General features: G+C 54.7%; 16 protein-coding genes and 5 tRNA genes. All 21 read left to right on the forward strand.

The genetic code is table 11. From position 1 onward, the window contains the following. The first annotated feature begins 66 nt into the window (after positions 1-66). Positions 67-2,040: a putative Ig domain-containing protein gene (locus EHV15_RS24370; RefSeq protein ID WP_128633509.1), complete on the forward strand. Its 1,974-nt coding sequence runs from the start codon at positions 67-69 to the stop codon at positions 2,038-2,040. Positions 2,041-2,235: 195 nt separating this feature from the next. Continuing rightward, positions 2,236-3,258: an ABC transporter substrate-binding protein gene (locus EHV15_RS24375; protein ID WP_128635513.1), complete on the forward strand. Its 1,023-nt coding sequence runs from the start codon at positions 2,236-2,238 to the stop codon at positions 3,256-3,258. A 17-nt stretch (positions 3,259-3,275) separates the two neighbouring features. Continuing rightward, positions 3,276-4,289 carry a FecCD family ABC transporter permease gene (locus tag EHV15_RS24380; protein WP_128633510.1) on the forward strand — a complete coding sequence of 338 codons (1,014 nt, stop codon included), beginning with the start codon at positions 3,276-3,278 and terminating at the stop codon, positions 4,287-4,289. Continuing rightward, positions 4,286-5,329 carry a FecCD family ABC transporter permease gene (locus tag EHV15_RS24385; RefSeq protein WP_128633511.1) on the forward strand — a complete coding sequence of 348 codons (1,044 nt, stop codon included), beginning with the start codon at positions 4,286-4,288 and terminating at the stop codon, positions 5,327-5,329. Before EHV15_RS24380 ends, EHV15_RS24385 begins: the two co-directional genes overlap by 4 nt. Positions 5,330-5,388: 59 nt before the next feature. Beyond that, positions 5,389-6,225 carry an ABC transporter ATP-binding protein gene (locus EHV15_RS24390; protein WP_128633512.1) on the forward strand — a complete coding sequence of 279 codons (837 nt, stop codon included), beginning with the start codon at positions 5,389-5,391 and terminating at the stop codon, positions 6,223-6,225. Next, entirely contained in the window at positions 6,179-6,961 is a 783-nt protein-coding gene (locus EHV15_RS24395) for an IucA/IucC family C-terminal-domain containing protein (RefSeq protein WP_128633513.1), read from the forward strand. Before EHV15_RS24390 ends, EHV15_RS24395 begins: the two co-directional genes overlap by 47 nt. Positions 6,962-7,721: 760 nt before the next feature. Continuing rightward, on the forward strand, positions 7,722-8,738 hold the full coding sequence (locus EHV15_RS24400; protein ID WP_246061755.1) for an ATP-grasp domain-containing protein: 1,017 nt from the start codon (positions 7,722-7,724) through the stop codon (positions 8,736-8,738). Between the two features lie 22 nt (positions 8,739-8,760). Further along, the gene (locus EHV15_RS24405) at positions 8,761-10,134 is read left to right on the forward strand and encodes a diaminobutyrate--2-oxoglutarate transaminase (RefSeq protein ID WP_128633515.1); all 1,374 of its coding nucleotides are present in this window, start codon (positions 8,761-8,763) and stop codon (positions 10,132-10,134) included. 39 nt (positions 10,135-10,173) lie between these two features. After that, positions 10,174-11,883, forward strand: a complete 1,710-nt coding sequence (locus tag EHV15_RS24410) for an IucA/IucC family protein (protein WP_246061756.1) — start codon at positions 10,174-10,176, stop codon at positions 11,881-11,883. Positions 11,884-11,897: 14 nt separating this feature from the next. Next, entirely contained in the window at positions 11,898-13,679 is a 1,782-nt protein-coding gene (locus EHV15_RS24415; protein ID WP_128633516.1) for an IucA/IucC family protein, read from the forward strand. Then, entirely contained in the window at positions 13,676-14,452 is a 777-nt protein-coding gene (locus tag EHV15_RS24420) for an HpcH/HpaI aldolase family protein (protein ID WP_128633517.1), read from the forward strand. Before EHV15_RS24415 ends, EHV15_RS24420 begins: the two co-directional genes overlap by 4 nt. Beyond that, the gene (locus EHV15_RS24425) at positions 14,449-15,696 is read left to right on the forward strand and encodes a type III PLP-dependent enzyme (protein WP_128633518.1); all 1,248 of its coding nucleotides are present in this window, start codon (positions 14,449-14,451) and stop codon (positions 15,694-15,696) included. Before EHV15_RS24420 ends, EHV15_RS24425 begins: the two co-directional genes overlap by 4 nt. Then, positions 15,656-17,542 (forward strand): IucA/IucC family protein, encoded by a 1,887-nt coding sequence (locus EHV15_RS24430; protein ID WP_128633519.1) that lies wholly within the window; start codon positions 15,656-15,658, stop codon positions 17,540-17,542. Before EHV15_RS24425 ends, EHV15_RS24430 begins: the two co-directional genes overlap by 41 nt. Positions 17,543-17,972: 430 nt before the next feature. After that, a complete protein-coding gene (locus EHV15_RS36650; RefSeq protein ID WP_178075947.1) occupies positions 17,973-18,140 on the forward strand; it encodes a hypothetical protein in 168 nt (55 codons plus the stop codon). A 177-nt stretch (positions 18,141-18,317) separates the two neighbouring features. Next, positions 18,318-18,392: transfer RNA gene (locus EHV15_RS24435), tRNA-Glu, on the forward strand. Positions 18,393-18,404: 12 nt separating this feature from the next. Beyond that, positions 18,405-18,481, forward strand: a tRNA-His gene (locus EHV15_RS24440). Positions 18,482-18,637: 156 nt separating this feature from the next. Continuing rightward, a tRNA-Glu gene (locus EHV15_RS24445) sits at positions 18,638-18,712 on the forward strand. Between the two features lie 99 nt (positions 18,713-18,811). Then, a tRNA-Gln gene (locus EHV15_RS24450) sits at positions 18,812-18,887 on the forward strand. Positions 18,888-18,961: 74 nt separating this feature from the next. Then, positions 18,962-19,044, forward strand: a tRNA-Tyr gene (locus tag EHV15_RS24455). 108 nt (positions 19,045-19,152) lie between these two features. Then, positions 19,153-19,734, forward strand: coding sequence for a ribonuclease H-like YkuK family protein (locus tag EHV15_RS24460; protein WP_128633520.1), 582 nt, complete (start codon positions 19,153-19,155; stop codon positions 19,732-19,734). Between the two features lie 314 nt (positions 19,735-20,048). Beyond that, a complete protein-coding gene (locus EHV15_RS24465; RefSeq protein WP_128633521.1) occupies positions 20,049-22,553 on the forward strand; it encodes an SEL1-like repeat protein in 2,505 nt (834 codons plus the stop codon). Positions 22,554-22,614: the final 61 nt, after the last annotated feature.

The raw sequence follows: 22,614 nt of genomic DNA on the forward strand, positions 1-22,614 counted from the left end.
TGAAGGATGACGGTTAGTCGAACCAGAAGCCGACCGTCAACCAGAAATCAAGGGAGGGTATAAAGCATGAAAAAATGGGTCTCGTTATGGATGAGCTTCCTGTTAACGTTTTCCTTGTTCGCTTTACCCGCTGCCGCCGAGCCTGCGGAGCCACAGCAACTTAGCAACGAAGCGGAAATTGTCGATATTTTCGGGAGAACCCTGAACAATTACGGCGTGGAACTGGTGGACTGGCAAGGCCATCTTGCCAATCCTTTTGTCAAATTAACGCTTGTTCCGCCGCAGAACGCCGCTTATCCTTTGACCATAAACATTAAGGCCAAAGGCACCTCCAGATTGATGTTGGACCGTCCCAGCACCTTTAGCGCAAACGGGGCGTCCAAGACGCTGTCGTTCCAAAACGCCGGTGAGCGCAAGCCTTTTTACCTTGAGATCCAACCAGACCGGATCGGCGGAAACGGCGAAATCGAACATTACACGCTGGAGCTGACGGTGACCGGCGTGAATGGCGCCTCCCGCACGCAAACCACTCCGATTCGCGTCCTGGATCAAGACGACAATAGGGAGCCGGAACTGCCGCTTAAATTCGATTACAGATACGACACGATTCAGCCCTATTTCAGCGATTCCGCGATCCGCGCAGCCAGTGAACAGGCGATCAAAGACTGGTTCTATTTCTTCGATATGGAGCCGTTTGATACCGTCCCGGCCAATGCGGAAACGACCTGGCTGCCGGAGGATGGGTTCAACGGGCATGTCGCCGCAACCAACAATGAGCCTTACAACGGAATGTGGATCTACTTGAGAGGACTCAATGGACCCTATTCGACCGGCGGACCGGCGAACAACGGACAATACCATAAGCGGGGCGGAGTGACCGTACCGGGGAATATCCATCGTTCCTTGCTAACGATCCTTGACTTTTACGATACCGCGACGCCGTTTGCTTCGCTGAATGACGAGGAATGGTACCTGTCGGAAATGTCGAGTACTCGCACGGACGTTTACGGCCTGATCATGCACGAGTTTGGCCACGCGGTCGCGTATTCCGATAGCTGGCAAGGGATGGCGGCCTATGAGCGCGGCGGCTGGAGAACGGCGGACAATATTATAGACTACCAAGGCGTTCCGGTACCGCTCGACAATAGCTACCATATTCCCGGAGATCAGCAGTATTGGGACCGGCTCAGCGGCCAGAACGGCGGATATAACCATCTTTTTCACGACAACAAGCGTTGGATGCTGACCAAACTGGCCTTGCTGATCGCGGAAAAAGCGGGCTGGAAATTAAATCGTGAGCTGACACCTTTCCTGAGTCCGTCCATCAAAAATACTGCTGTTCCTAACGCAACGCCAGGAGGGAATTACGCACTGAAGCTGCAGGCCGAGGGCGGGGTTCCTTTCTACGATTGGACGATTACGCAAGGCTCGCTGCCCGGAGGTCTGACCTTGGACCGCTTTACCGGGGAAATCAAAGGGACCGTATCCGGCAATGCCCAAGGAAGCTACCGGTTTACCGTGCAGCTTCGCGATTACGACGAAATGGGCGCTCCGGTGCAAAAACAATTCACAATAAACGTCGGGCAGGGAGGAGCCCCGGCAGAAAATGTAGCCGTCAATGGAACGGCCTCCACCTCCTACGTATCCCCTTGGGAAAGTCTGGCCGGGCTGAATGACGAGTACGAACCGGAAAACTCGGCGGACCGGGGACACCCGGTGTATGGCAACTGGGATAACCCTGGATCCGAGCAGTGGGTTCAATATGACTTCAACCGTCCGTTTAAGATCTCGTCCAGCGAAGTGTACTGGTTTGACGATAATCAGGGGATCGATCTGCCGGAGTCTTTTTATCTGCAATACTGGAATGGGAATAATTGGGTGCAGATTTCGAACCCATCCGCATACGGCGTGCTTCCGGATCGGTATAATGTGACCAGCTTCGACCCGGTGACAACGACGAAAATCCGGCTAACGATGAAGGCCAAGGCAGCCGCATCAACCGGCATCCAGCAATGGAAAGTGATTGGCGAGCCCGCTTAAATGTGCTGATTTGATCGGGTGAATAGCAGGCATATCGAGTTTGGCGAGCCGTGGGGGGGAAAATGCCCTTGCGGCTCGTGTTTTTTTATAATAAAAATTTGAAATACCACTTGAATAATATTCCAACCTCCATTACAATCTAACTGATATTGATATTCATTATCATTTAGAATGTAATGGGGGAGAAAAACAATGATGTTCAGGTTTAACAAATCATTTTTCAGCTATATGGCGCTTGTGTTGATCATTACGGTGCTGGCAGGCTGCGGAGCCGCCGGCGGGGCGGCGGAAGGAACGGCAAATACGAGCCAGGCGGCGGGCGCCAGCGCGAACGCGGGCAGCGCTGGAAACGGCGTGACGGATAGCAGTGCGGGGGAAGAGACGCGGATCATTAAACATGCAATGGGGGAAACCGAGATTAAGGGAACACCGCAAAAAGTCGTCACCCTGTTCCAAGGGGCCAACGATGTCGTGGTTGCGCTGGGGGTGAAGCCGGCCGGAGTGGTCGAATCCTGGGCGCAGCAGCCTGTCTATGAATATTTGCGGGCCGATTTGGAAGGCGTGCCCATCGTCGGGCAGGAGACTCAGCCGAACCTGGAGGAAATACATAAACTTAAGCCAGATCTGATTATCGCCAATAAGACGCGGCATGAGGACATTTATGAGCAGCTGTCCCAAATCGCGCCGACCGTGATGCTGGAGACGCTGTACGACTGGAAGGAAACGCTGAACACGGCGGGCGCGGCGTTGAACCTTGAAGACAAGTCAGATCAGCTGTTGTCCGATTGGGAGGCGAGAGTGGCCGACTTTAAACAGAAGATGGGCGACCGCCTGCCGATTGAAGCCACGATCACCAATTTCAGAGCCGATCAGGTGCGGATTTACTATATGGGTTATGCCGGCCAAATTTTGCAAGAGCTTGGCTTTACAAGACCTCCGGGGCATGACGAAGATATCTGGGGTGTCGAGCTTGCCTCGAAGGAAGGCATTCCGGATATGAATGCGGACATGATCTTTAACTTCAATTACAATGAGGAGGGCGAAGCTGCCCAGAAGAATTACGAGGAATGGACAAAAAGCAAGCTGTGGGCCAATCTGGATGCGGTCAAAAACAACCAGTTTGTCCAGGTGGATGAGGTGATATGGAACCTCGGGGGCGGTTACAAGTCGGCCAACCTTTTGCTCGATGGTCTGTATGAGTATTTCAAACTGAACTAAGGGGAAAGAGTGAGGACATGTTGCCCCTGTTTGCACAAGGGAAATCCAAGATTTTGGGGCTGGCGGCATTACTGGTGCTGCTGGCCGCGGCGGGTGCCGCGAGCATGATTTACGGCCGCACGGAAATTGCGGTTTCCACGGCGGTGGAAGCGTTCAAACATTATGACGAAGAATCTACCCCGCATATCGTGCTCCGTACCGAGCGGCTGCCCCGGACGGTGATCGCCGCCGTTGTCGGCGCCAGCCTGGCGGTTGCGGGAGCGCTCATGCAAGCGTTGACACGCAACCCGCTCGCTTCTCCAAGCGTGTTTGGCATCAACGCCGGGGCGATATTTTTTATTGTGTTTGCAAATGTGGTGTTGTCGGTCTCCTCGTTAAATACGATGATGTGGTTTGGCTTTACCGGGGCCGCCGTTGCGGCGGCCGTCGTGTATGCGCTCGGCTCTATCGGGCGGGACGGTCTGACCCCGATCAAGGTTGTGCTGGCTGGGACGGCGATTACCGCCTTGTTCTCGTCCTTCACGCAGGCGGTGCTTGTTCTGGACGGGACCGGTCTGCAGGAGGTGTTGTTCTGGCTGGCCGGCTCCGTCAGCGGCCGCACGCTGGAGATGCTGTATCCCGTCCTGCCTTATATGGCCGTGGCGGCTCTAGCCGCGCTGTTTATGGGCCGGGCGATCAATCTGCTGTTGACCGGCGATGATATCGCTAAAAGCATGGGGCAAAACGTCTTCCTGGTCAAGACGGCCATGGGCGCCGTGACCGTGCTGCTCGCCGGGGGCTCCGTAGCCGTGGCCGGCTCCATTGGTCTTGTCGGTCTCGTCGTGCCCCATATCATGCGCACATTGGTCGGGAATGACTACCGCTGGCTTATTCCCTACTCGCTTATAGGCGGAGCGGTGCTGCTGCTGTTGGCCGATGTGGCCGCCCGGCTGATCATCCTGCCGGAGGAACTTCCGCTTGGGATCATGACCGCCCTGATTGGCGGACCGTTTTTCGTCTACATTGCCCGCAAGGGGGTGACGAAGATATGAGAGGTGCTTTTATCTTCCGCAGCAAGCAGGAAGCCGTATCTCTGCAGGTCGAAAAGAGAGCGGTGCTTGTCATCGCCGTGCTTGTTCTTCTTGTCCTGCTCGCCGCTGTGCTTGGCACAAGCCTGGGCAGTGACTTGATTTCGCCGCTGGATGTGCTCCGGACGATTCTGGGACTGAATGCCGGGGAGTATGATTTTGTAGTGCTTACGTTGAGGCTGCCGCGGGTGCTGCTGTCCCTGCTGGTCGGAGCCGCGCTCGGCATGTCCGGCGCCATTTTGCAAGGAGTGATCCGCAACCCTTTGGCGTCTCCGGATGTCATCGGCATCACGGGCGGCGCGGCGGCTGTTGCTGTCGGTTTTGTTACGCTGCTGGGCGGGGCGGTCAGCATCAAGCTGTTGCCGGCCTTTGCGGTTGCCGGAGCGTTGGCGACCTCGATGGTCATCTATGCGCTGGCCTGGAAAGCCGGGGTGACTCCGATCCGCCTCGTGCTGATCGGCATCGGCATTTCGGCCATCACCGGCGCCGGCACGACGTTTATGCTGATTATCAGTCCGTTCTATACCGCCGGGCAAGCGTATATTTGGCTGACGGGCAGCGTGTACGGCGCTTCATGGCCGGATGTTTATACGATAATTCCGGTTATTTTGCTCGTCGTACCGCTTGTGCTTTGGTTTGCCCGCAGTTTGAACGCGCAGGAATTCGGGGACGATCTGGCCACAGGACTCGGCGTCACCGTTGAGCGCCACCGCTTTATGCTGCTGCTGTGCAGCGTACTGCTCGCCGGATTTGCGGTTGCCGTGGCCGGTACGCTTGGCTTTGCCGGATTGATCGCGCCGCATATCGCCAGAAAACTGGTGGGCCGGATGTTCGGCAGCCTGCTGCTCGTGTCGGCGCTGACCGGCGCCCTGCTCGTATTCGGCGCCGATTTGGTCGGACGCACGGCGTTTCTTCCGCTGGACGTCCCGGCAGGGGTGTTCACCGCGGGGATTGGTGCGCCGTTTTTCCTGTACTTGCTGTTCAAGAACAGAAATCAATTTTAAGTGTGTGTTCAAAAATTCGGATGACGTTTTGAACAACCTCTTTGAGAAGGAGGAGAACCGTGAGTATTTTGGAAACAAAAGAACTGACCATTTCTTATGGAACGGAGCCAGTGATCGACAACCTGAATTTGGCAATTCCCAAAGGAAAAATCACGGTGCTGATCGGCAGCAACGGCTGCGGCAAATCGACGCTGCTGCGCACCATCGCCCGCTTGTTGAAGCCCCGGTCGGGCACGGTGCTGCTGCGCGGGGAAGAGATCGCCAAGCTTCCTACCAAGGAGGTTTCCAGGCGAATGGCGATCTTGCCCCAGGGACCGTCCGCCCCGGAAGGGCTGACGGTGAGCCAGCTTGTGCGGCAGGGAAGGTATCCGCATCAAAGCTGGCTGAAGCAGTGGTCCCGTGAGGATGAGCGAATGGTTCGGCTAGCGCTTGAGTCCACACGTCTATTGGAGATGGCGGAACGTCCGGTGGATGCTTTGTCGGGAGGACAGCGCCAGCGCGCCTGGATCGCCATGACTCTCGCGCAGGGCACGGAAACGCTGCTGCTCGACGAGCCGACAACATACCTGGACATGAGCCACCAGATTGAAGTCCTCGATCTGCTGTTTGAATTGAATGAGCAGGAGAACCGCACCATTGTCATGGTCCTGCACGATCTGAATCTGGCCTGCCGCTACGCACATCATATCGTTGCGGTCCACAACAAAACCGTGTTCGCGCAGGGCAGACCGGAGGATATCGTGACCCGGGAGATGGTCAGGGCCGTCTTCCGGATGGATTGCGAGATCTCCGTCGATCCCTTGTTTGGAACACCATTATGTATCCCTCACGGAAAGGGAAGGAAAATTCATGATGAAAAAGACTACAGACAACTCGCTTCAACCGGAAGAATTTGAAGTCCTGGCCGCCGACTATCGGTTAACCCGGGACTCCTCGCCCGACCGGTCATTCTCTATTCCGTTTGCCGATTTGCTGGACCCGGAGAAAAGCCTGGCTTATTTTCGCGGGGTAAGCGGCATTTTCGAGACCGATTCCGAGCTCGCGACCGTCTCGCTGTTTGCCAAGCGGTATGCTTTTCTTGTCATCGCCCCCGGACTTTATGCAATGTCCGCCTTCAACAAAGGCTTGAATTTGGCCCTGGAGAACGGCTCGATTGAATCGAGCTACCAGGGACAGGCATGGCTGCCCAAAGCGAGGCTCCTAGACCTGGAGGCCAGTGAGCCAGGGGAGGGACAGAGAAGCGAATGGCGCGACCGGGTGATCGAAACGATGTTTGCCGGAAACCTGTCCCGGGTATGGAATGCCGTGTCCAAAGCGGCCGGCATCTCCAAAGCGTTATTATGGGAAAATACGGCGATTTATGTCTATTGGCTGTATGAGAAAAAATTTGCGGAAGCGGCCAGCCCCGAGCAAAAGCAGCGGATGGAGGAGGATTACCGCTATCTGCTCTATGACGCGCCTCCCCGTCTTTTTGGCGAACCGCGCAACCCGATCAAAAAGTTCAACAGTCCCAAAGTGTTCACGGCTGAATCCGCTAACCCGATCCGCGTGCGCAAAACGTGCTGCTTGTATTATTTGACGTCGGACACTCCGCACGATTATTGCTCGACATGCCCCAAACGGAATCGTTAACCGGGGAGAGCCCCGTTATTTTTGCTTGAATTGGCGCCGCTTTCCCCGGGCCGTGTGGCATGGGGCGTGCGAATGTTGTATGCTGCACGACGGGTATGACGGGTTCGATGGCTGGCCGAGAACGATGCGGCTAGCTAACGGACTGGGGAGCCCTTATTTGCCTGAAAATACGGCGTTTCCATTTCTAACGGACAGAGGTGCGCTTATTTGCCCTAAAATGGTCGAAAAGGAACACTGAAATGCCAAATAAGGTCCATGGTGTCCGTTACATTCTGGAAACCCTTGATTTCACTGAAATAAGGGCGCTGGGGTCCGTTAGGGGCGGCAAGTCGGCATTACGGAAGTACGGCACCGCGGCCGGCATCCCAGATAATAGGTCGGCTCATGGTAATACGGTCATCTCTCGGCAATATGGCCTTAGGTCTCGACAGTATGGCCGGACCGTAGCCGTAATCATGGCCTTCAACCCTTACCCATAATGCTGGCTCCACGCTGCCGATTCTCAACCTTCATCACCTCTGCTAGTTCATACCTCTCGTTTGGAATCCTTTTTCTATTCCTATCCTCCGAATATTGTAAACGCCCATAACGCCTTATTAAAACTTATATTTCCTTAAAAGTTTATAATTGACAATTTAAACAGACCTCCTGTAAGATGATTACATATGATATTGATAATCATTATCATTATATTGATTCTTCGATATTATCAGAATCAAGAGAAATAACCGCAGCTTTTTCGGGGATGGGAGGAGCTCTAGTGCACGGGGCGGGGAGCCAAAATTTGCAAAACCGGCTGATTATGAGCAAAGCCGAGGAAATGGGCATGGACTGCCGGCAGCTGATTGCCGGGTGTGAGGATTTTTTGGAGCTTACCTACAAGGGCAGAAGCATCGTGATCAACAAAACGAGATCCCATCGTCTGCCATTGATTGCGGGGCTGCTGGCGAAGAACAAAGAAGCGGCGAACCATTTGCTGCAGCGCCGGGGGCTGCCGGTGCCACCGTTTATTGTGGTCCCGGATATGGGGGAGAAGGCCGCCCGGTTTCTGGAGACCTGCGCGTCAGTGGTGGTCAAGCCGCTCGATGCCAGCGGCAGCGCCGGTGTCACGCTGGACATTCGGACCAAGGGGCAGCTTGATGAGGCCATCCGAAGAGCCGGCCGATACAGCGGGAGCATCTTGATTCAGCAGTTTGTGCCGGGCGCCGATTATCGCGTCCTGGTCATAGGCGGCAAGGTGGCGGCGGTCACCGAGTACCGGCCTGCCTTTGTCATAGGGGACGGCTCCTCATCGGTAAGGGAATTGATCTGGCAGTTGAATGAGACGAGGATTAGACGGAGTGATATCGGAGAAATGGAGGCGTTTGCCGAAATCCAGGCAGATTCACCACGGCTGGCAGGGGTGCTGGACAAGCAGGGGGCAACACTTGATGATGTCATTCCGGCGGGAGCGAAGCTGGAGTTGTTTGAACTTCATAATGCTCCGGCCGGCGAGATCAGTGAAATTTACGCCGATCGTACGGATTCCGTCTGCCCGGCCAACGCTGAAATGGCCATCGAGGCCGCGCGAACGCTGCAGATTGATGTCGCCGGCATCGATATGCGCTGCCCGGATATCGGCCGGCCCATAACGAGGACATCCGGCGGCATCCTGGAGGTCAATGCCCTGCCTGATTTTACGTATCATGTTTTTTCATATGAAGGCGCTTCACGCGATGTCACCCGCATGTACCTGGAATATCTGTTTGAAGAATCACTTTCTGCATCCCATAACTAAATCAAAGGAGCGTTGGAGGGATATGTCGGTAAAGGTCCATAATGTCCAGAACGAATATTTGAGGCTGCAGGAAGAAAAGGAATCCAATGCACGCGCGTATCCCCGGCATTTTCCGCTGGTCATCGGCAGGGCGAAAGGAATGATGGTGACGGATACGGAGGGCCGCACGTACTATGACTGCTTGGCCGGTGCCGGCACGCTGGCGCTGGGCCATAATCATGAGGTTGTGGTGGAGGCGATTCGCGACGTGCTTGAGCAGCAAATTCCGCTTCACACCCTTGATCTGGCCACACCGCTCAAGCTGACTTTTATGGAGGAGATGTTCTCGATTTTGCCCGAAGAAATCAGGAACAGCAGCAAAATCCAGTTCTGCGGCCCGACCGGGGCGGATGCGGTTGAAGCCGCGATCAAGCTGGTGAAAAGCGCAACCCAAGGCAGGTCTATTCTTGCCTTTCAAGGCGGCTATCATGGGTCGACGCAGGCGACGATGGCGATGAGCGGCAATCTCAGCAAGAAGGAGCATCTGCAGAGTCTACTGCCGGATGTGCATTTTCTCCCTTTTCCCTATGAATACCGCTGTCCATTCGGTATGGGCGGCGATATGACCGCCAAGCTGAGCGCGCAGTATATCGAAAACCTGCTTGATGACTGCGAAAACGGCATTGCCGCTCCTTGCGGCGTCATTGTGGAGACGGTACAGGGAGAGGGAGGGGCGATCCCCGCCGATCTGGAATGGCTGAGGGAGCTGCGGCGCATCACGGCCGAAAGGGGCATCCCGCTGATCATTGACGAAGTGCAAACGGGGATCGGGCGCACGGGCCGCATGTTTTCGTTTGAGCATGCCGGGATCGTCCCGGATGTCATCGTCTGCTCCAAAGCGGTCGGCGGCAGCCTGCCGATGTCGCTTGTTATCTACAAGGAAGAGCTGGATGTGTGGCCGCCGGGCGCGCATACCGGCACCTTTCGCGGCAACCAGCTGGCGATGGCTGCCGGGCTGGCAACGCTGCGTTACATCCGGGAACAGGATGTGCTTAACAATGTACAGGAACGCAGTGAGCAGTTTATGACCTGGCTCGGCGCTCTGAAAGACAGATTCGCGGCCATCGGCGATGTTCGCGGCCGCGGCTTGATGATCGGGGTGGAGATGGTGGACACCGCCGGCCGCAAGGATCGTTTGGGCCATTATCCGCCGCATGGGGCACTGGCAGCCGCTATCCAGCGGAGCTGCTTCAACAACGGTTTGATTGTAGAGGTGGGCGGTCGCCGCTCCGCCGTCATCCGCTTCCTTCCGCCGCTGACGATCACCGAACGCGAAGCCGCGGATGTGCTTGCGATCTTCGAAAAGTCGGTAGCCGAAGCGCTGGCCGCGCTGCCCGTAACTTCCGTTTCAGGCTGAGCAAGCAGCCGGTCAAATTATCCATATCGAGAAAGAGGGTTGGCATCATTGCTGGAGATGGAGAGCAAGCCTCGTTCCGAAAGCTTGAAGCAGGCGAACCGGCACACGTGCAAGCTGCTGCTTAACTGCTACATCCGGGAGCTGGCGCAGGAGAGAGAGAATGACATTACGCTGAACGCGGACATGCTTGACTATACGATCGCTTTCCCGGCCAGCAGGGTTACGGTTTTTGGGAAGCTGGCTTATTTTTCCGCCGCCGGAGAGCATGAATACGACAGCATCAGGCGGTCCGGCGCGAACGGAGCGAATGGCCATGTGGAATACAGGGATCTGGTTCGCTGGATCATCCGGGAGCTGCCGAGCGAAAACCCGATTACGGCTGAACAGGTGCGCAGTTTTGCGGAAAAGGTGGACAATAGCTGCCGCAACCTCGCCCTGTTTATCGAGCGGACGGCGGAGCTTGACGTGTATGACTACCGTACATCGGAGCAATCGCTGATTTACGGGCATCCGTTCCACCCTTTTCCCAAAAATTCGCTGGGATTTTCCGAGCGGGATGTACGAATGTACAGCCCGGAGCTGCGCACCTCGTTTCAGCTCGGGTATTTTGCCGTGAGCAAGGATGTGTACCGGGAAGAGTGGGTGGCCGAGGACAAAAAAGTACCGCCGCATGAGAGCGTGCGGGCGCATCTCCGGCATACGCTGGGGGACAAAAGCGGCGAATACGCTCCGCTTCCGGTTCATCCGTGGCAATACAAGCATGTGCTGGGTCTAGCCGAGGTTCAGGATTATGTTCGCGAAGGGAAAATAGTTCCCCTAGGCAGTCTGGGGCCGCTTGTCTTTCCGACAACCTCCGTGCGCACGGTATTTGTGCCCGACATGAACTGCAATATTAAGCTGCCCCTAAACATGCAGATCACCAATTTGATCCGCACTAACAGTGACGAACAAATGCGCAGGACGCTGGACGCCTCCCGCTATTTGCTGCGGCATGGCTGCTTTGGTCCGGATTCGCCTACCCGGATCGCTTATGAGACGGGCGTTGGCACCTGCCGGTTTGCGGAAGAGGAGCTGACCCGGCTGTTCACGGTGGTCTACCGTCCGGTTGAATTTGACCCGTCATGCACCTATGTGCTGGCAAGCCTGGTGGAAGCTCCGCAGCCGGGAAGGCCTTCGCGCCTGATGTCGATGCTGGGCGGCGGCAGCGGACAGAACGGACAGGCGGACCGCTGGTTTGCACGCTATCTGGAGCTGTCGCTGCTGCCGATCGTGCGTGTTGCGTGGGAGAAGGGCATTCATTTTGAAGCCCATTTGCAGAACACGCTGCTGACCCTGCGGGACGGCATGCCGGACGCCTTCATTATTCGTGATCTGGAAGGCGTGAGCGTCGAGTCCGGCAAGGCGGGGGAAGGGCCGGGGGCAGCCCGGGGGCAGGACCTGTCCGGTCCCTTGTTCTATTCAAGAGAGCAGGCGTGGGCGCGGACATCGTACTATTTTATCGTAAATCATCTCGGCTCGCTTATTCATGCCATGGCCAGGGATGCGGACGTTCCCGAAGCGCATTTTTGGACGATCGTTCGCGAATCGCTCCGGCAGGAATATGAGGGCTCCGGCAATGCTTTTGCGAAACACTTGCTGACGGCCGATACGTTCTATGCCAAGCGGAACATGCTGAGCTGCTTAAGAGGAAACGGCGAGATGCCTGCTTATGTGCCGGTCGGCAATTTGATGAAAAAAACGGGGGAGTGAAGCGAGTGGGAACCATGAGCAGTTTGTCTAACTTGTCCGACCCGAAGGCGGCCGCCTACCATGACGTGCAGGAGAGAATCATGCGCCAGACGCTGGAGGCTTTATGGTTTGATGGCATCTTGAACCGTAGTGAAACCAACAGAGTTTGGCGGACAGACGGAGTAGGAAGGGATGGAAAGCCGGTCGCCTATACTTGCGAGGCGGAGGAAAAATATTCATTCGGCCGGGTGAAAATCGTCAAGGGCTCCATCCAAAGAGAAAACGAACCCTGCACCGACCTATATCTGTTTCTGGAGGAACTGGTGCTGGGCAACCTGCAAGGGGAGCGGATCGCCTCCTTCATCCAGGAGCTGCTGGAAACGCTGGCTAAGGATAACCAGTGCCGGGCCGAGCTCCCCGAGTGCATTCCGGACAGTGACAGACACTACGATGCGCTGGAAAGCCATATGACGGACGGGCATCCTTACCATCCGAGCTACAAGTCCAGACTTGGCTTCACTTTAAAGGACAATCTGGCGTACGGCCCCGAATTCAATCGGAACATTCGTCTGCACTGGGTTGCCGTCAAACAGGAGCTTACCGATATGGCGCTTTCCGCCGGCTGCTCGGCGGAGGAAATTTACGGAAAGCATTTAACGGAAAATGATCGGCAGAGGTTCGGCCGCATTCTGAAGGAGCAGGGCGATGGGAGCGCGTATGTGCTGATCCCTGTCCATCCCTGGCAATGGGAACATCAGCTTGAAACCGTATTCACCCGCCAGCGGCTGTGCCGGGAACTGATTCCGCTGGGGATTTCGGACGGCAACTACCGGGCGCAGCAATCGATCCGCACGTTATCGCACAGAGATCATGCGGAGGCTGCTTACATCAAATTGTCGCTCAGCATCACCAATACCTCAACCAGCCGTATTTTGGCCCATCATACAACGCAAAATGCCCCGCTGATCAGCGACTGGCTGGACGGTCTGATCCGGCAGGACGAGCTGCTGCAGCGGGAGCGGTTCGGCATACTCAAAGAGGTTATGGGGCTGTCCTTCCGATACGAGGGATTGCCCAGGGTTCAGTATCGCAGCGCATACGGCACGCTGGGAGCAATCTGGAGGGAGAACGTGTCCGCCCGCCTGCGGGAAGGAGAAGAGGCTTGGCCGCTGAACGCATTGATGCTGGTGCAAAACAACGGCGAGCCGTTCATCCGGGATGTCATCGGCCGGCACGGAATCAGGCGGTGGAGCGAAGCGCTCGTCCGAACGCTGACCCTGCCGATGATTCATCTGCTCTACGCGCACGGCATCGCTTTGGAGGCGCATGCCCAGAACATCATCCTGGTGCTGGAGGATGGGCTGCCGGTGCGGATCATCGTCAAGGACCTGCATGACGGCGTGCGTTTTGTCCCGGACAAGCTGCTGTTTCCGGAGCTGGCGCCCAAGCTGTACCCTGAGCCGGAAACGCACCGGCGGTTCAACCGGTATTCATTCATCCATGCCAAAGAGGTGTCGGAGGTGCGGGATTACACGTATGACGCTTTCTTTTTCATCTGCATGACGGAGATCGCTCTGACCCTGGAAAGGTTCGGCTTGCCGGAGCGAGAGTTCTGGAGCTTGTGTACGGCGACGATTGCGGAATATCAGCGGCAGTTTCCCGAGTATAGGGAGAGGTTTAAATGGTTTGACCTGTTTGCGGCGGATGCGCTGATCGAGGAGATGACCAAACGGAGGCTGTACGGTGACGGCGAGTTGCATTTCCGTAAAACAAGCAATCCGCTGCGGCTGGCGAGGGAGAGTTTATCACTGTCATGAGACCGAATACGCTGAAATTAAAAATAAACCGGAAGCAGCCGGTATTCGGACTGTTTGTCTCCATTCCGCATCCCATTGTTGTTGAGCTGATCGGCCAGGCCGAATATGATTTTGTCATCATTGATTACGAGCATGCTTCCACGAATATGGAGCGCGTCGAGGAACTAATCCGCGCGGCCGAGCTGGCGGGCGTAACCCCGCTTGTCCGTGTTTCGGGCGTAGAACGCACCGAAATACTGAAAGTGCTGGACTGCGGCGCCCAGGGCATCATCATCCCCCATGTGGAGCGGCGCGAGCAGGTGGAGGAGGCTGTCCGCTGGGCGTATTACCATCCGCTCGGAATGCGCAGCCTGAACAGCGGCCGGCCGGGCGCGTTCGCCAAATATTCGCTGGCCGACTACATCCGCGAAGCCAATGAAGCCATCATGATTGTGCCGATGATAGAAAGTACGGAAGGTATCCGGCAAAGTGAAGCCATTTTGTCCCATCCGCAGATCGGCTTTGTGCTGGAAGGGGCGGCGGATCTGTCGCAATCGCTGGGATTGCCGTGGCAAACCGGGCATCCCGAAGTGCGGCGGCAGCTGGAGCAATTGCATGCGGCAGCGCAGCGCTGTGGGGTTCCATACGCGGCGGTGGCCAGAAGCAGGGAGGATATGCGGCTGTGGGCGGAGCGAGGCGTACGCATTTATGTGCTGGGGGATGACAGGAACACGGCATTCCGCGCGTATATGCAAAAGCGAAATGACTATCGGGACGCGGGAGGATGGATATGAACACAAACGTATGGGAAGCGATAGACCGATTGCGGGCGGAGAGCCGGGAGCCGCTATGCGCCTACCTGTATGACCTGGCGGGGATTCAGGCGCATGTCCGGGAGATGCGGCGGGTGATGCCGGAGGGGACAGGGCTGTTCTACGCCATCAAAGCCAACCCCGATCGGCGTATTATCGAGTGTCTGCTGCCGCTGGTGGACGGCTTTGAGGTGGCATCCGCCGGCGAACTGCTCAAAGTCAGGGAAGTTTGTGAGAGCGTTCGGATTTTGTTCGGGGGCCCGGGCAAAAAAGAAGCGGAGCTGGAACTGGCCATCAGGCACAATGTCACTTATATCCACGTGGAAAGCCTGCTGGAGCTGAGGCGGATCATCCGGCTGGCCCAGGGGCGGAGCCAGCCGGTGCGCATTTTGCTGCGCATCAACCTGAGAACGGCTGCGTTGCCGCAGACCAAGATTGCGATGGGGGGCCGCCCTACTCCTTTTGGGCTGGATGAGTTGTTGATCGAAGAAGCGATTGGCATCATCCGGGAGGAGGGCCAGGGGGCGGTCCGGTTATGCGGTTTTCATTTTCACTCGCTGTCGAACAATTTACGGGCGGAGCTGCATGCCGAGATGATTGAACTGTATTTGCAGAAGGCGGAGGAGTGGGCAGAGCGCTACAATCTGGACATTGAGATCGTCAACGCGGGCGGCGGTTTTGGCGTCTCCTACGATGCTGCGCCGGCGTTCGACTGGCCGCTGTTTACTTCCCTGATCGCGCAAAGTGAAGCAAGGAACCGGCTTGCCGGGGTGCGGCTGTGGTTCGAGCCGGGCCGGCTGATCGTGGCCGAGCATGGCTATTATGCGGCCGAGGTGATTGACATCAAAGCAGCGCATGATCAGCACTTTGCCGTGCTGCGGGGAGGTACCCACCATAACCGGCTGCCCGCTTCCTGGGGGCACAATCATCCGTTTGTCATTATGCCGGCGGACAAGTGGGCGTACCCTTTTGCCAGACCGGAAGTAAAGCATGGAAAAGTGACGTTGGTCGGCGAGCTGTGCACGCCGAAAGACCGGCTGCACACGGATGCCGAAGTGGAGTGTTTGCGGGTCGGCGACCTTGTTATTTTTGAGAAGTCCGGCGCCTATTGCTGGACGATCTCCCACCATGATTTTCTCGGCCACCCGCACCCGGAATTTTACTATTTGACGGAAGGAAATGGTCATGCATACATCGACAATACAGCTCGGCCTACGGGCGGCTGAGTCGCGGATTACCGCCGATTTGATGAATGCTTTTTTGACGGAGCGGTTTTTCCGGTTGGAAGAGGATACGCTGAGGCCGCTGGCGGCTGCGCCGGAGCAGATTCGGGGGTTATACGGAGACTATGGGGACGAGACCAAGGTATATGCCGGGGAAATGGCGTTTTTGGTTGAGCCTGGCATCCGGCTGGGAGTTCAGTGGGTGCAGGATTCCCCTATCTATAAAAAGAATGCGGACGGAAGCTGGTTGGGCTTAGGCTCTGCGTCGGAGCTGGCGGAAGCCGTGCTGCGTTCGGCGTTGTCCGTGGAAGCTTATGCGCGGCCGGGCGTCGCGGACTTTTTGGCCGCTGTGGGGACGGCGGTTCAGCAGCTAGCGCTCGGCCTAAGTCCGAAGCGTATGGAGCCGTTGCTGGCGTTCGCTCCGGCCACGGCTTACGAGTGGTTCATCAAAGGGGAACAGATCGCCGCTTTGCGGGACCGCCCGTTCCATCCGACGGCCAAAGCCAAAATCGGCTTCACCGGATCCGACAGCTTGCAGTATGCGGCGGAGTTTGGCAACCCGATCCGCCTCCGTTGGGTGGCGGTGCGCAGGGATTCGATCGAGCGGGGCTGCGAGGAGGAAGAGTTGTCCTGCCTGGATGTATTGAACGCCGAGCAGCGTGCTTTGGTTGAGGCAGCATTGAAGCGGCGGAGAATGGGAGCGGACGAGTACGTGCCGATGCCTGTCCACCCCTGGCAGCTTGAGCATGTGATCGTGCCCCGTTTCACTCAGGAGATAAAGGACGGGACGATCGTGGTGCTGGATGCGGAGGCCGGCGATTTCCTGTCCACCTCTTCGCTGCGTTCCATGGCGCCGCAAGCCGGGGCTGGTGCCGGTGCCGGGTTTGCATCGGCCATGCTCAAGCTACCGGTCAGTGTACTGTCACTAGGAGCCGCCCGCTATTTGCCCGTGGTGAAGCTGCTTAACGGCCTGGCCGGAGAGAAGCTGCTGCGTCAAGCGGTGGCTCGCGACGAAACGCTGCGCGGCCGGGTTTATCTATGCGAGGAGCGCCATTGGTGGGGCTACATGCCGGCGACGATGGGGCTGTTCGACGACCACCCGCGCCATCTGGCCGCCCAGCTCCGTCTTTACCCGCCGGAACTGTTTGAGGAAGGGTGCAAGGTGATCCCGATGTCCGCGCTTGGCGTGGATTTGGGCGGCCGGCATTTTTTGTCCGAAATGATGGGCAAGCCGCTTTCCGCCGAGGAGGTCATAAGCTTCTACACCGATCTGGCCGGCATGTTCTACGATGTGGTAATGCGTTTGTTCAAGGTTGGAATTGTGCCGGAAATTCACGGACAAAACTGCTGTCTCGTTTTGAAGCAAAATCAAGTGAGCGGACTGCTGTTCCGCGACCACGATTCGGTGCGCCTGCATCAGCCGTATTTGGATAGGCATGGTATTGGGGACCCGGGCTACCGCATTCGCCCCGGCTATTCCAACAGCCTGTACAATGAGACGATCGAGAAGCTGATTTTTTATGTCCAATCGCTGGGCACGCAGGTGAATCTGGCTTCGATCATGGAAGCCCTGTCCGGCGTGTACGCCATTCCCGAGTCCCGCTTGTGGGCGATTACAGAGGAAGCATGGAAGGAAGCGCTGCTGGCCGCCGGGCTGCCGGAAGCCGACCGCGCCGCGCTGCACCGGGCGATTTTCGAGAGCGGGGAATGGCCGGTGAAGCTCGTCGTCCGTCCGCTGCTGGAAGCGGATGGGGTGCCGGGCGCGATGCCGTCAGGCAAAGGAAAGGGGCATAATCCTTTTTTGACAGAGAAAAATTTTTCCTTGACAAATAACGATAAGATGAATTAAGCTGATGAAAATTTAGGAAAATGAATGAAAGGAGCGTGAACGGGGATGAAATTGGCGATGCATCCATTTGGGTATGAGAACATGGAGCAGTGGTGCCTTCTGGAGGACAACCGCTTGTTTGATCATGCCGAAACCTTTTTATTCTCGTCATGCGGCCATTGCAATATATCCAAACATTCTCTTCCTTAGGGAAGGATGTATACAAATTAACGTTGTTTGTAACATGCGAATTTGTTCGGATATTAGACCGCTGAGGAGACTCGGCGGTTTTCTTTTTGGCTATTATGGGTGAATGTTGAAAAAAATATAAAAAAAGGGTTGACATCCCTAAAACAGCATGCTAAGATCATAAACATCAAGAAGGTAAAACATTAAAGCGTTAACGCGACGATGCGTTTCGTAAATCTACGAAGAAAGGAAGGGATAGGAAATGAAACAGCACCATACATTAGATTTTCTGGAGAAAAGCTATAACCAACAGGCAAATATTTGGCGAGAGAGCGGCGAACCATCCTATCTCGATCCGATCGCCAGTAGCTTTTACGTACCACGCTTAGTCCGTAAAATCCTTAAAGGAGGAGGAACGGTACTAGCGTGATTGTGAATCACGGACCGTTCTGAATTCCGGTTTCAATTCCGTCGATACATATACAGTACGTAAGAGGCTACTTGCACCCTGGCAAGTGGTCCATTTGTGCTTGTTTCTGCCCGGAGGATTTGGGAAAGGCAAGTGAAGCGAATGGTGCCGCTTTGGGGAAGGTAGTCTTTTTTTCATGGCGCATTAGGCAAGCGGTCAAAGCCACAGGACTTTCAATCCTGCAATCGCTCGGTTCGAATCCGGCATGCGTCACTTATTTTCGCGGAGATCGTGGTGAAGTGGATAACACGTCAGGTTGTGGCCCTGATACTGCACCGGTTCGATTCCGGTCGATCTCCCCAATTAAAAGTACATATCTTTACGGTTCGCAAAGTGTGAGTGGGTCACTTGACAGGGTTCAATATTGTGGTTCAACGAAACACAAGCTGTAAAAAATCGGTGGGAGATTAACCCGCTCTTAGCAAGGATTTGCCGTAATCCAGTTCTGTCTTTAGCATGGCGTGGTGGTGAAAATGGATGAACACACCGGCCTTTCACGTCGGGATTTGCGGGTTCGAGCCCCGTCCACGTCATCTTTATTCATCCTGTAGGGGTCCATGTTCCTAGGACGGCGAGTTTGCCTCCAAAGCAAACTGTGGTGGGTTCAATTCCCACGCCCCCTGCCAAATTATAGGGGTATAGAATAGCGGCCTAATTCACGGGACTTTGACTCCCGCAGCTCCGGTTCGAATCCGGATACCCCTTCCAAATTTCATCTCCGCTGGATGAAAGCTGTGCGTGGGCAGCTCCATTTCATTTTGGGGTTCGCACCATGATTATATGTGCCGATGGGTGAGTGGTTGAAACCACCAGACTGTAAATCTGGCCTGTAAAAAGCGCGCTGGTTCGAATCCGGCTCGGCACACTTGTGATCAAGCAGCGGTGATCAAGACATATTATGAAAAGGGAGCTTACGGCCCGAAAAATTCCAAAACGAAAGGAAGAAGCCAACCTTGCAGTACAGGTGAAACCCATGAAAAGTAAAAGACGACAGTACCCATTGATTCATGAGACGACATTTCGGAATACGACGGAACAGAACCTTGAGTTTAGCGATGTGATGGAGCGGATAACCCGGTTCATCGCAAGCGATCCGCGGGGCGTATACGACCTCGTGATTACGACCGACGCACAGACCCACCCGGGACATACCAAGTTCGTCAGCTACATTGTAGTGTATCGTGTAGGAAGAGGGGCATGGCTGTGCAGCCGCCAAGTGATTCTTCCCAGGGAAATTTATTCGGTTCGCGAAAAATTGTCTTTGGAAACGTCATACAGCCAAGAAATTGCCGCGCAATTCGGGGTGGCCGAGCGGATCAGCCTCGAAAACCTGATCCTTCCTTATCTCGATCAAGGGGCGGACATTCGCTTTATGGTCGATATTGATGGCGGCCGCGAGGCCAAGAACCAGACGGCAGCCTATCTTTCGGAAATGGTTGGTCGAATTGAGGCGATGGGTTTGATCGCCAGGGTCAAGCCTGAATCGGTGATGGTCAGTGTAGCCGACCGCGAAACCAAGAAACCGTACCCGTTAAGGGCGGCTTCAAATTCGTAAGTTTAAAATCAGTCCGAATTTTATTCCAGGAAGCACACGTAAACAAATGAAGAAGAACTCATTTTTTGGGTTCTTTTTTTGTGAAAACAAATAAGAATATATGTTCCTATTGGGACTTTAGTAGGTAGGGAAGGCTGCGAATATTAGGTATTATTATAGAAGAAAGATTTTTGGATCGCGTGCTCGCGGCCATCTATAGAAAAAACGGGAAGGTGGAGGCGCGGGGAATTTCATGAATACTTACTGCTCTTTGTATTCCAGCTAAGACGTGGGGCTTTCGCCAAGAAACTAGTTCAGAGAAGGAGATAACATGAATGTCGCACAGAGTTTATCTATATAACGTGAGCATGCCTTCTCAATCGCACAATGCCGATAAGATGATGATGGAATGGGGCTATGAAATGCCCCTTTTATTACAACCGCTACTGCTCAAAAACGGGAAGATCGCCGGCAATAACTATAATCATCATACTGAGCCCGGCAATGCCGGGTTGTACTACGATGCCCAAGCAGGCATCGAAAACTTGAAACGGTTCTATGATTTTCTGGAACAGCAGCCGCTGTTGATCGAGGATAAAGCCGCCTTTGCCGAAGCCAAAAACAAACTTGTGGCCTATCTTGAAAAATTGAAACTCCCATATTTCCACCTGGATGCCTGGGACGTGTTCAACATGGACGATATCCCCCATGCCGAACAGGCGGAAACTTGGCTGGTGAGTATTGCCCGCAACAACGAATTGATCACAAATGCCATGGAAAACGGCGATATCTCACTGCTGCGTTATGCCGATTTGCAGGACGTGAACCCTGCTTTCAAGTCGTTTGCCGAGTTGCTCAACTATAAAGATTATCAATATGGCTGGGCGCACATCTGGCAGTCCGGCGAAGAAGATTACGAAGTGGAAATTTTTGAGGAAAATGGTTTGTGGGGCCTTAAAGACGAGGATGGAAACCTATTGCTTGCCCCGCAATTTGATGAATTTTATGGTTTTGCCGCGGAGAATCTTGCCGTGGTCACTTTAGGCGGTAAGTATGGTTATGTACATAAATCGGGGAGAATTGCCATTCCTCTCATATGGGATGATGCTTTTGATTTTGAATATGGCACCGAATTGGCGATCGTCCAACTGAACGATAAATTCGGTCTGATTGACGTCCAAGGCAGAATGGTCGCCCCTGCTCAATACGAAAGTTTGGAATTGCTGGATTACAGCGGTTATTTTACCGCAAAAAAAGACGGGAAATGGGGCGTGTTGAACGACTGCAGTTTCGTAATGATAGATTTTGAATTTGACGAAGCGTTTGATAGCGGCAACGGATTTTACCATACGGCTGTGAAAGGGCAAAAAAACCGCAAGATATTTAATGAGGACTTCATATATATCGGCGAATATCCGCTAAGCGCCCTGGAACCTATCGGGAATGGGCTTATCCTGGTCAAACCGCACAAGCATGCCAGTCACAACACGTTGTACAAAAAAGACGGAACGATTCTCGCCGCGGGCTTCGACAAAATCAACCGGCAAACCGGCTTGCCTAATCTGCTTTTATTACGCAAAGGGAAGAAGCATGGCGCCCTTGGCTTAGCGCAGGAAAGCTTGCTGCTGCCGTATGAATATGATGCGCTGATTGAAATACAGGCTTCCGGGGCAAGCAATTGGGTGCTGGCGCGTAAAGATGGACAAAAAGGGATATTTGACGGGGACACCGATCACCCTTCATGGTTATTTCCTTTGGATGATTACGAATCTATCCGCTGGCTGTACGATAATGCGTTTGCTTTGCGGCGCGGCGGGTTATGGGGCATCGGCTATACCTCCGAGAACCTGATCAGCGGCTTCGAATTTGATCTTGTGGTGCGGAAAGTGCCCGTAAACGGATTCGCTTATGCCTTTATAGGTCCCGAAGTTTATGTGGGAAGCAAGTACGGGCTGGCGAGAGCCGACAAAGATCTCGTGATGGAGGATGCTCAGGATCAATATTATAACTATTATTTTGATGACGACGCACGCCAACGCCTGCTGACTTATGCAGCAGCGGCTAGCCCTGACGATGTCATCGTGGATGAATACACATCGGTAGAGACTTTGTACAACCTGGGCCTGGCTGCCTACGAGACGGGGGATTTTGAAAAATCCATCCATTACGACACGCTTGCCGCCGAAAAGGGGCACCCCTCTTCCATGAACAACCTGGCCAATCTTTACTACACTGTCGACGGTTACCTTGATGACGATAAGGCTTTTTACTGGTACGAAAAGGGGGCTATGGCCGGCTACACTTATGCGATGAACGGCTTGGGCGTTTGCTACCAAACCGGTGTAGGGACGGCGCCTGATGCGGAAAAGGCGTTATATTGGCTAGGCAAAGCTGCGGACAATGGCAACGCGTTGGCATACAACAACTTGGGCAGCGTGTACTATGAGGGTCAATTGGTACCTCAAGATATCGATGCCGCGCTTTACTATTATGAGCAGGGTGAGGCATGGGGTTCGCCGGACAACGGCTGGCTGGGTTATTTACACGAAATGAAAGGGAATCCGGAAAGAGCTTTCCGCTATTACTGGCGGGATTATGAGGATGGCAGTGGCATAGGGGCTTTTAATTTAGGCATCTGTTATAGTCAGGGGGTTGGAACAACCATTGACATCGCCAAGCCCATAACCTATTTTAAAGCCGCGGTTGAAAGATCGTATCTATATGGTCATATCGAATTAGCCAGGATATATGGGAACGAAGAGGATTTTAGGGATGAACAATTAGCACGGCAGCATATCGCGCTTGCCGAACAGGCGGGCCTTGACATTCCTGATGAATAGGGTCCAATGTATAATCATGGAAGAACATAAGGCAGTAAAAATACGAGCACAAGGGGTACAG

Source organism: Paenibacillus oralis (genome assembly GCF_003863965.1).
Lineage (GTDB): Bacteria > Bacillota > Bacilli > Paenibacillales > Paenibacillaceae > Fontibacillus > Fontibacillus oralis.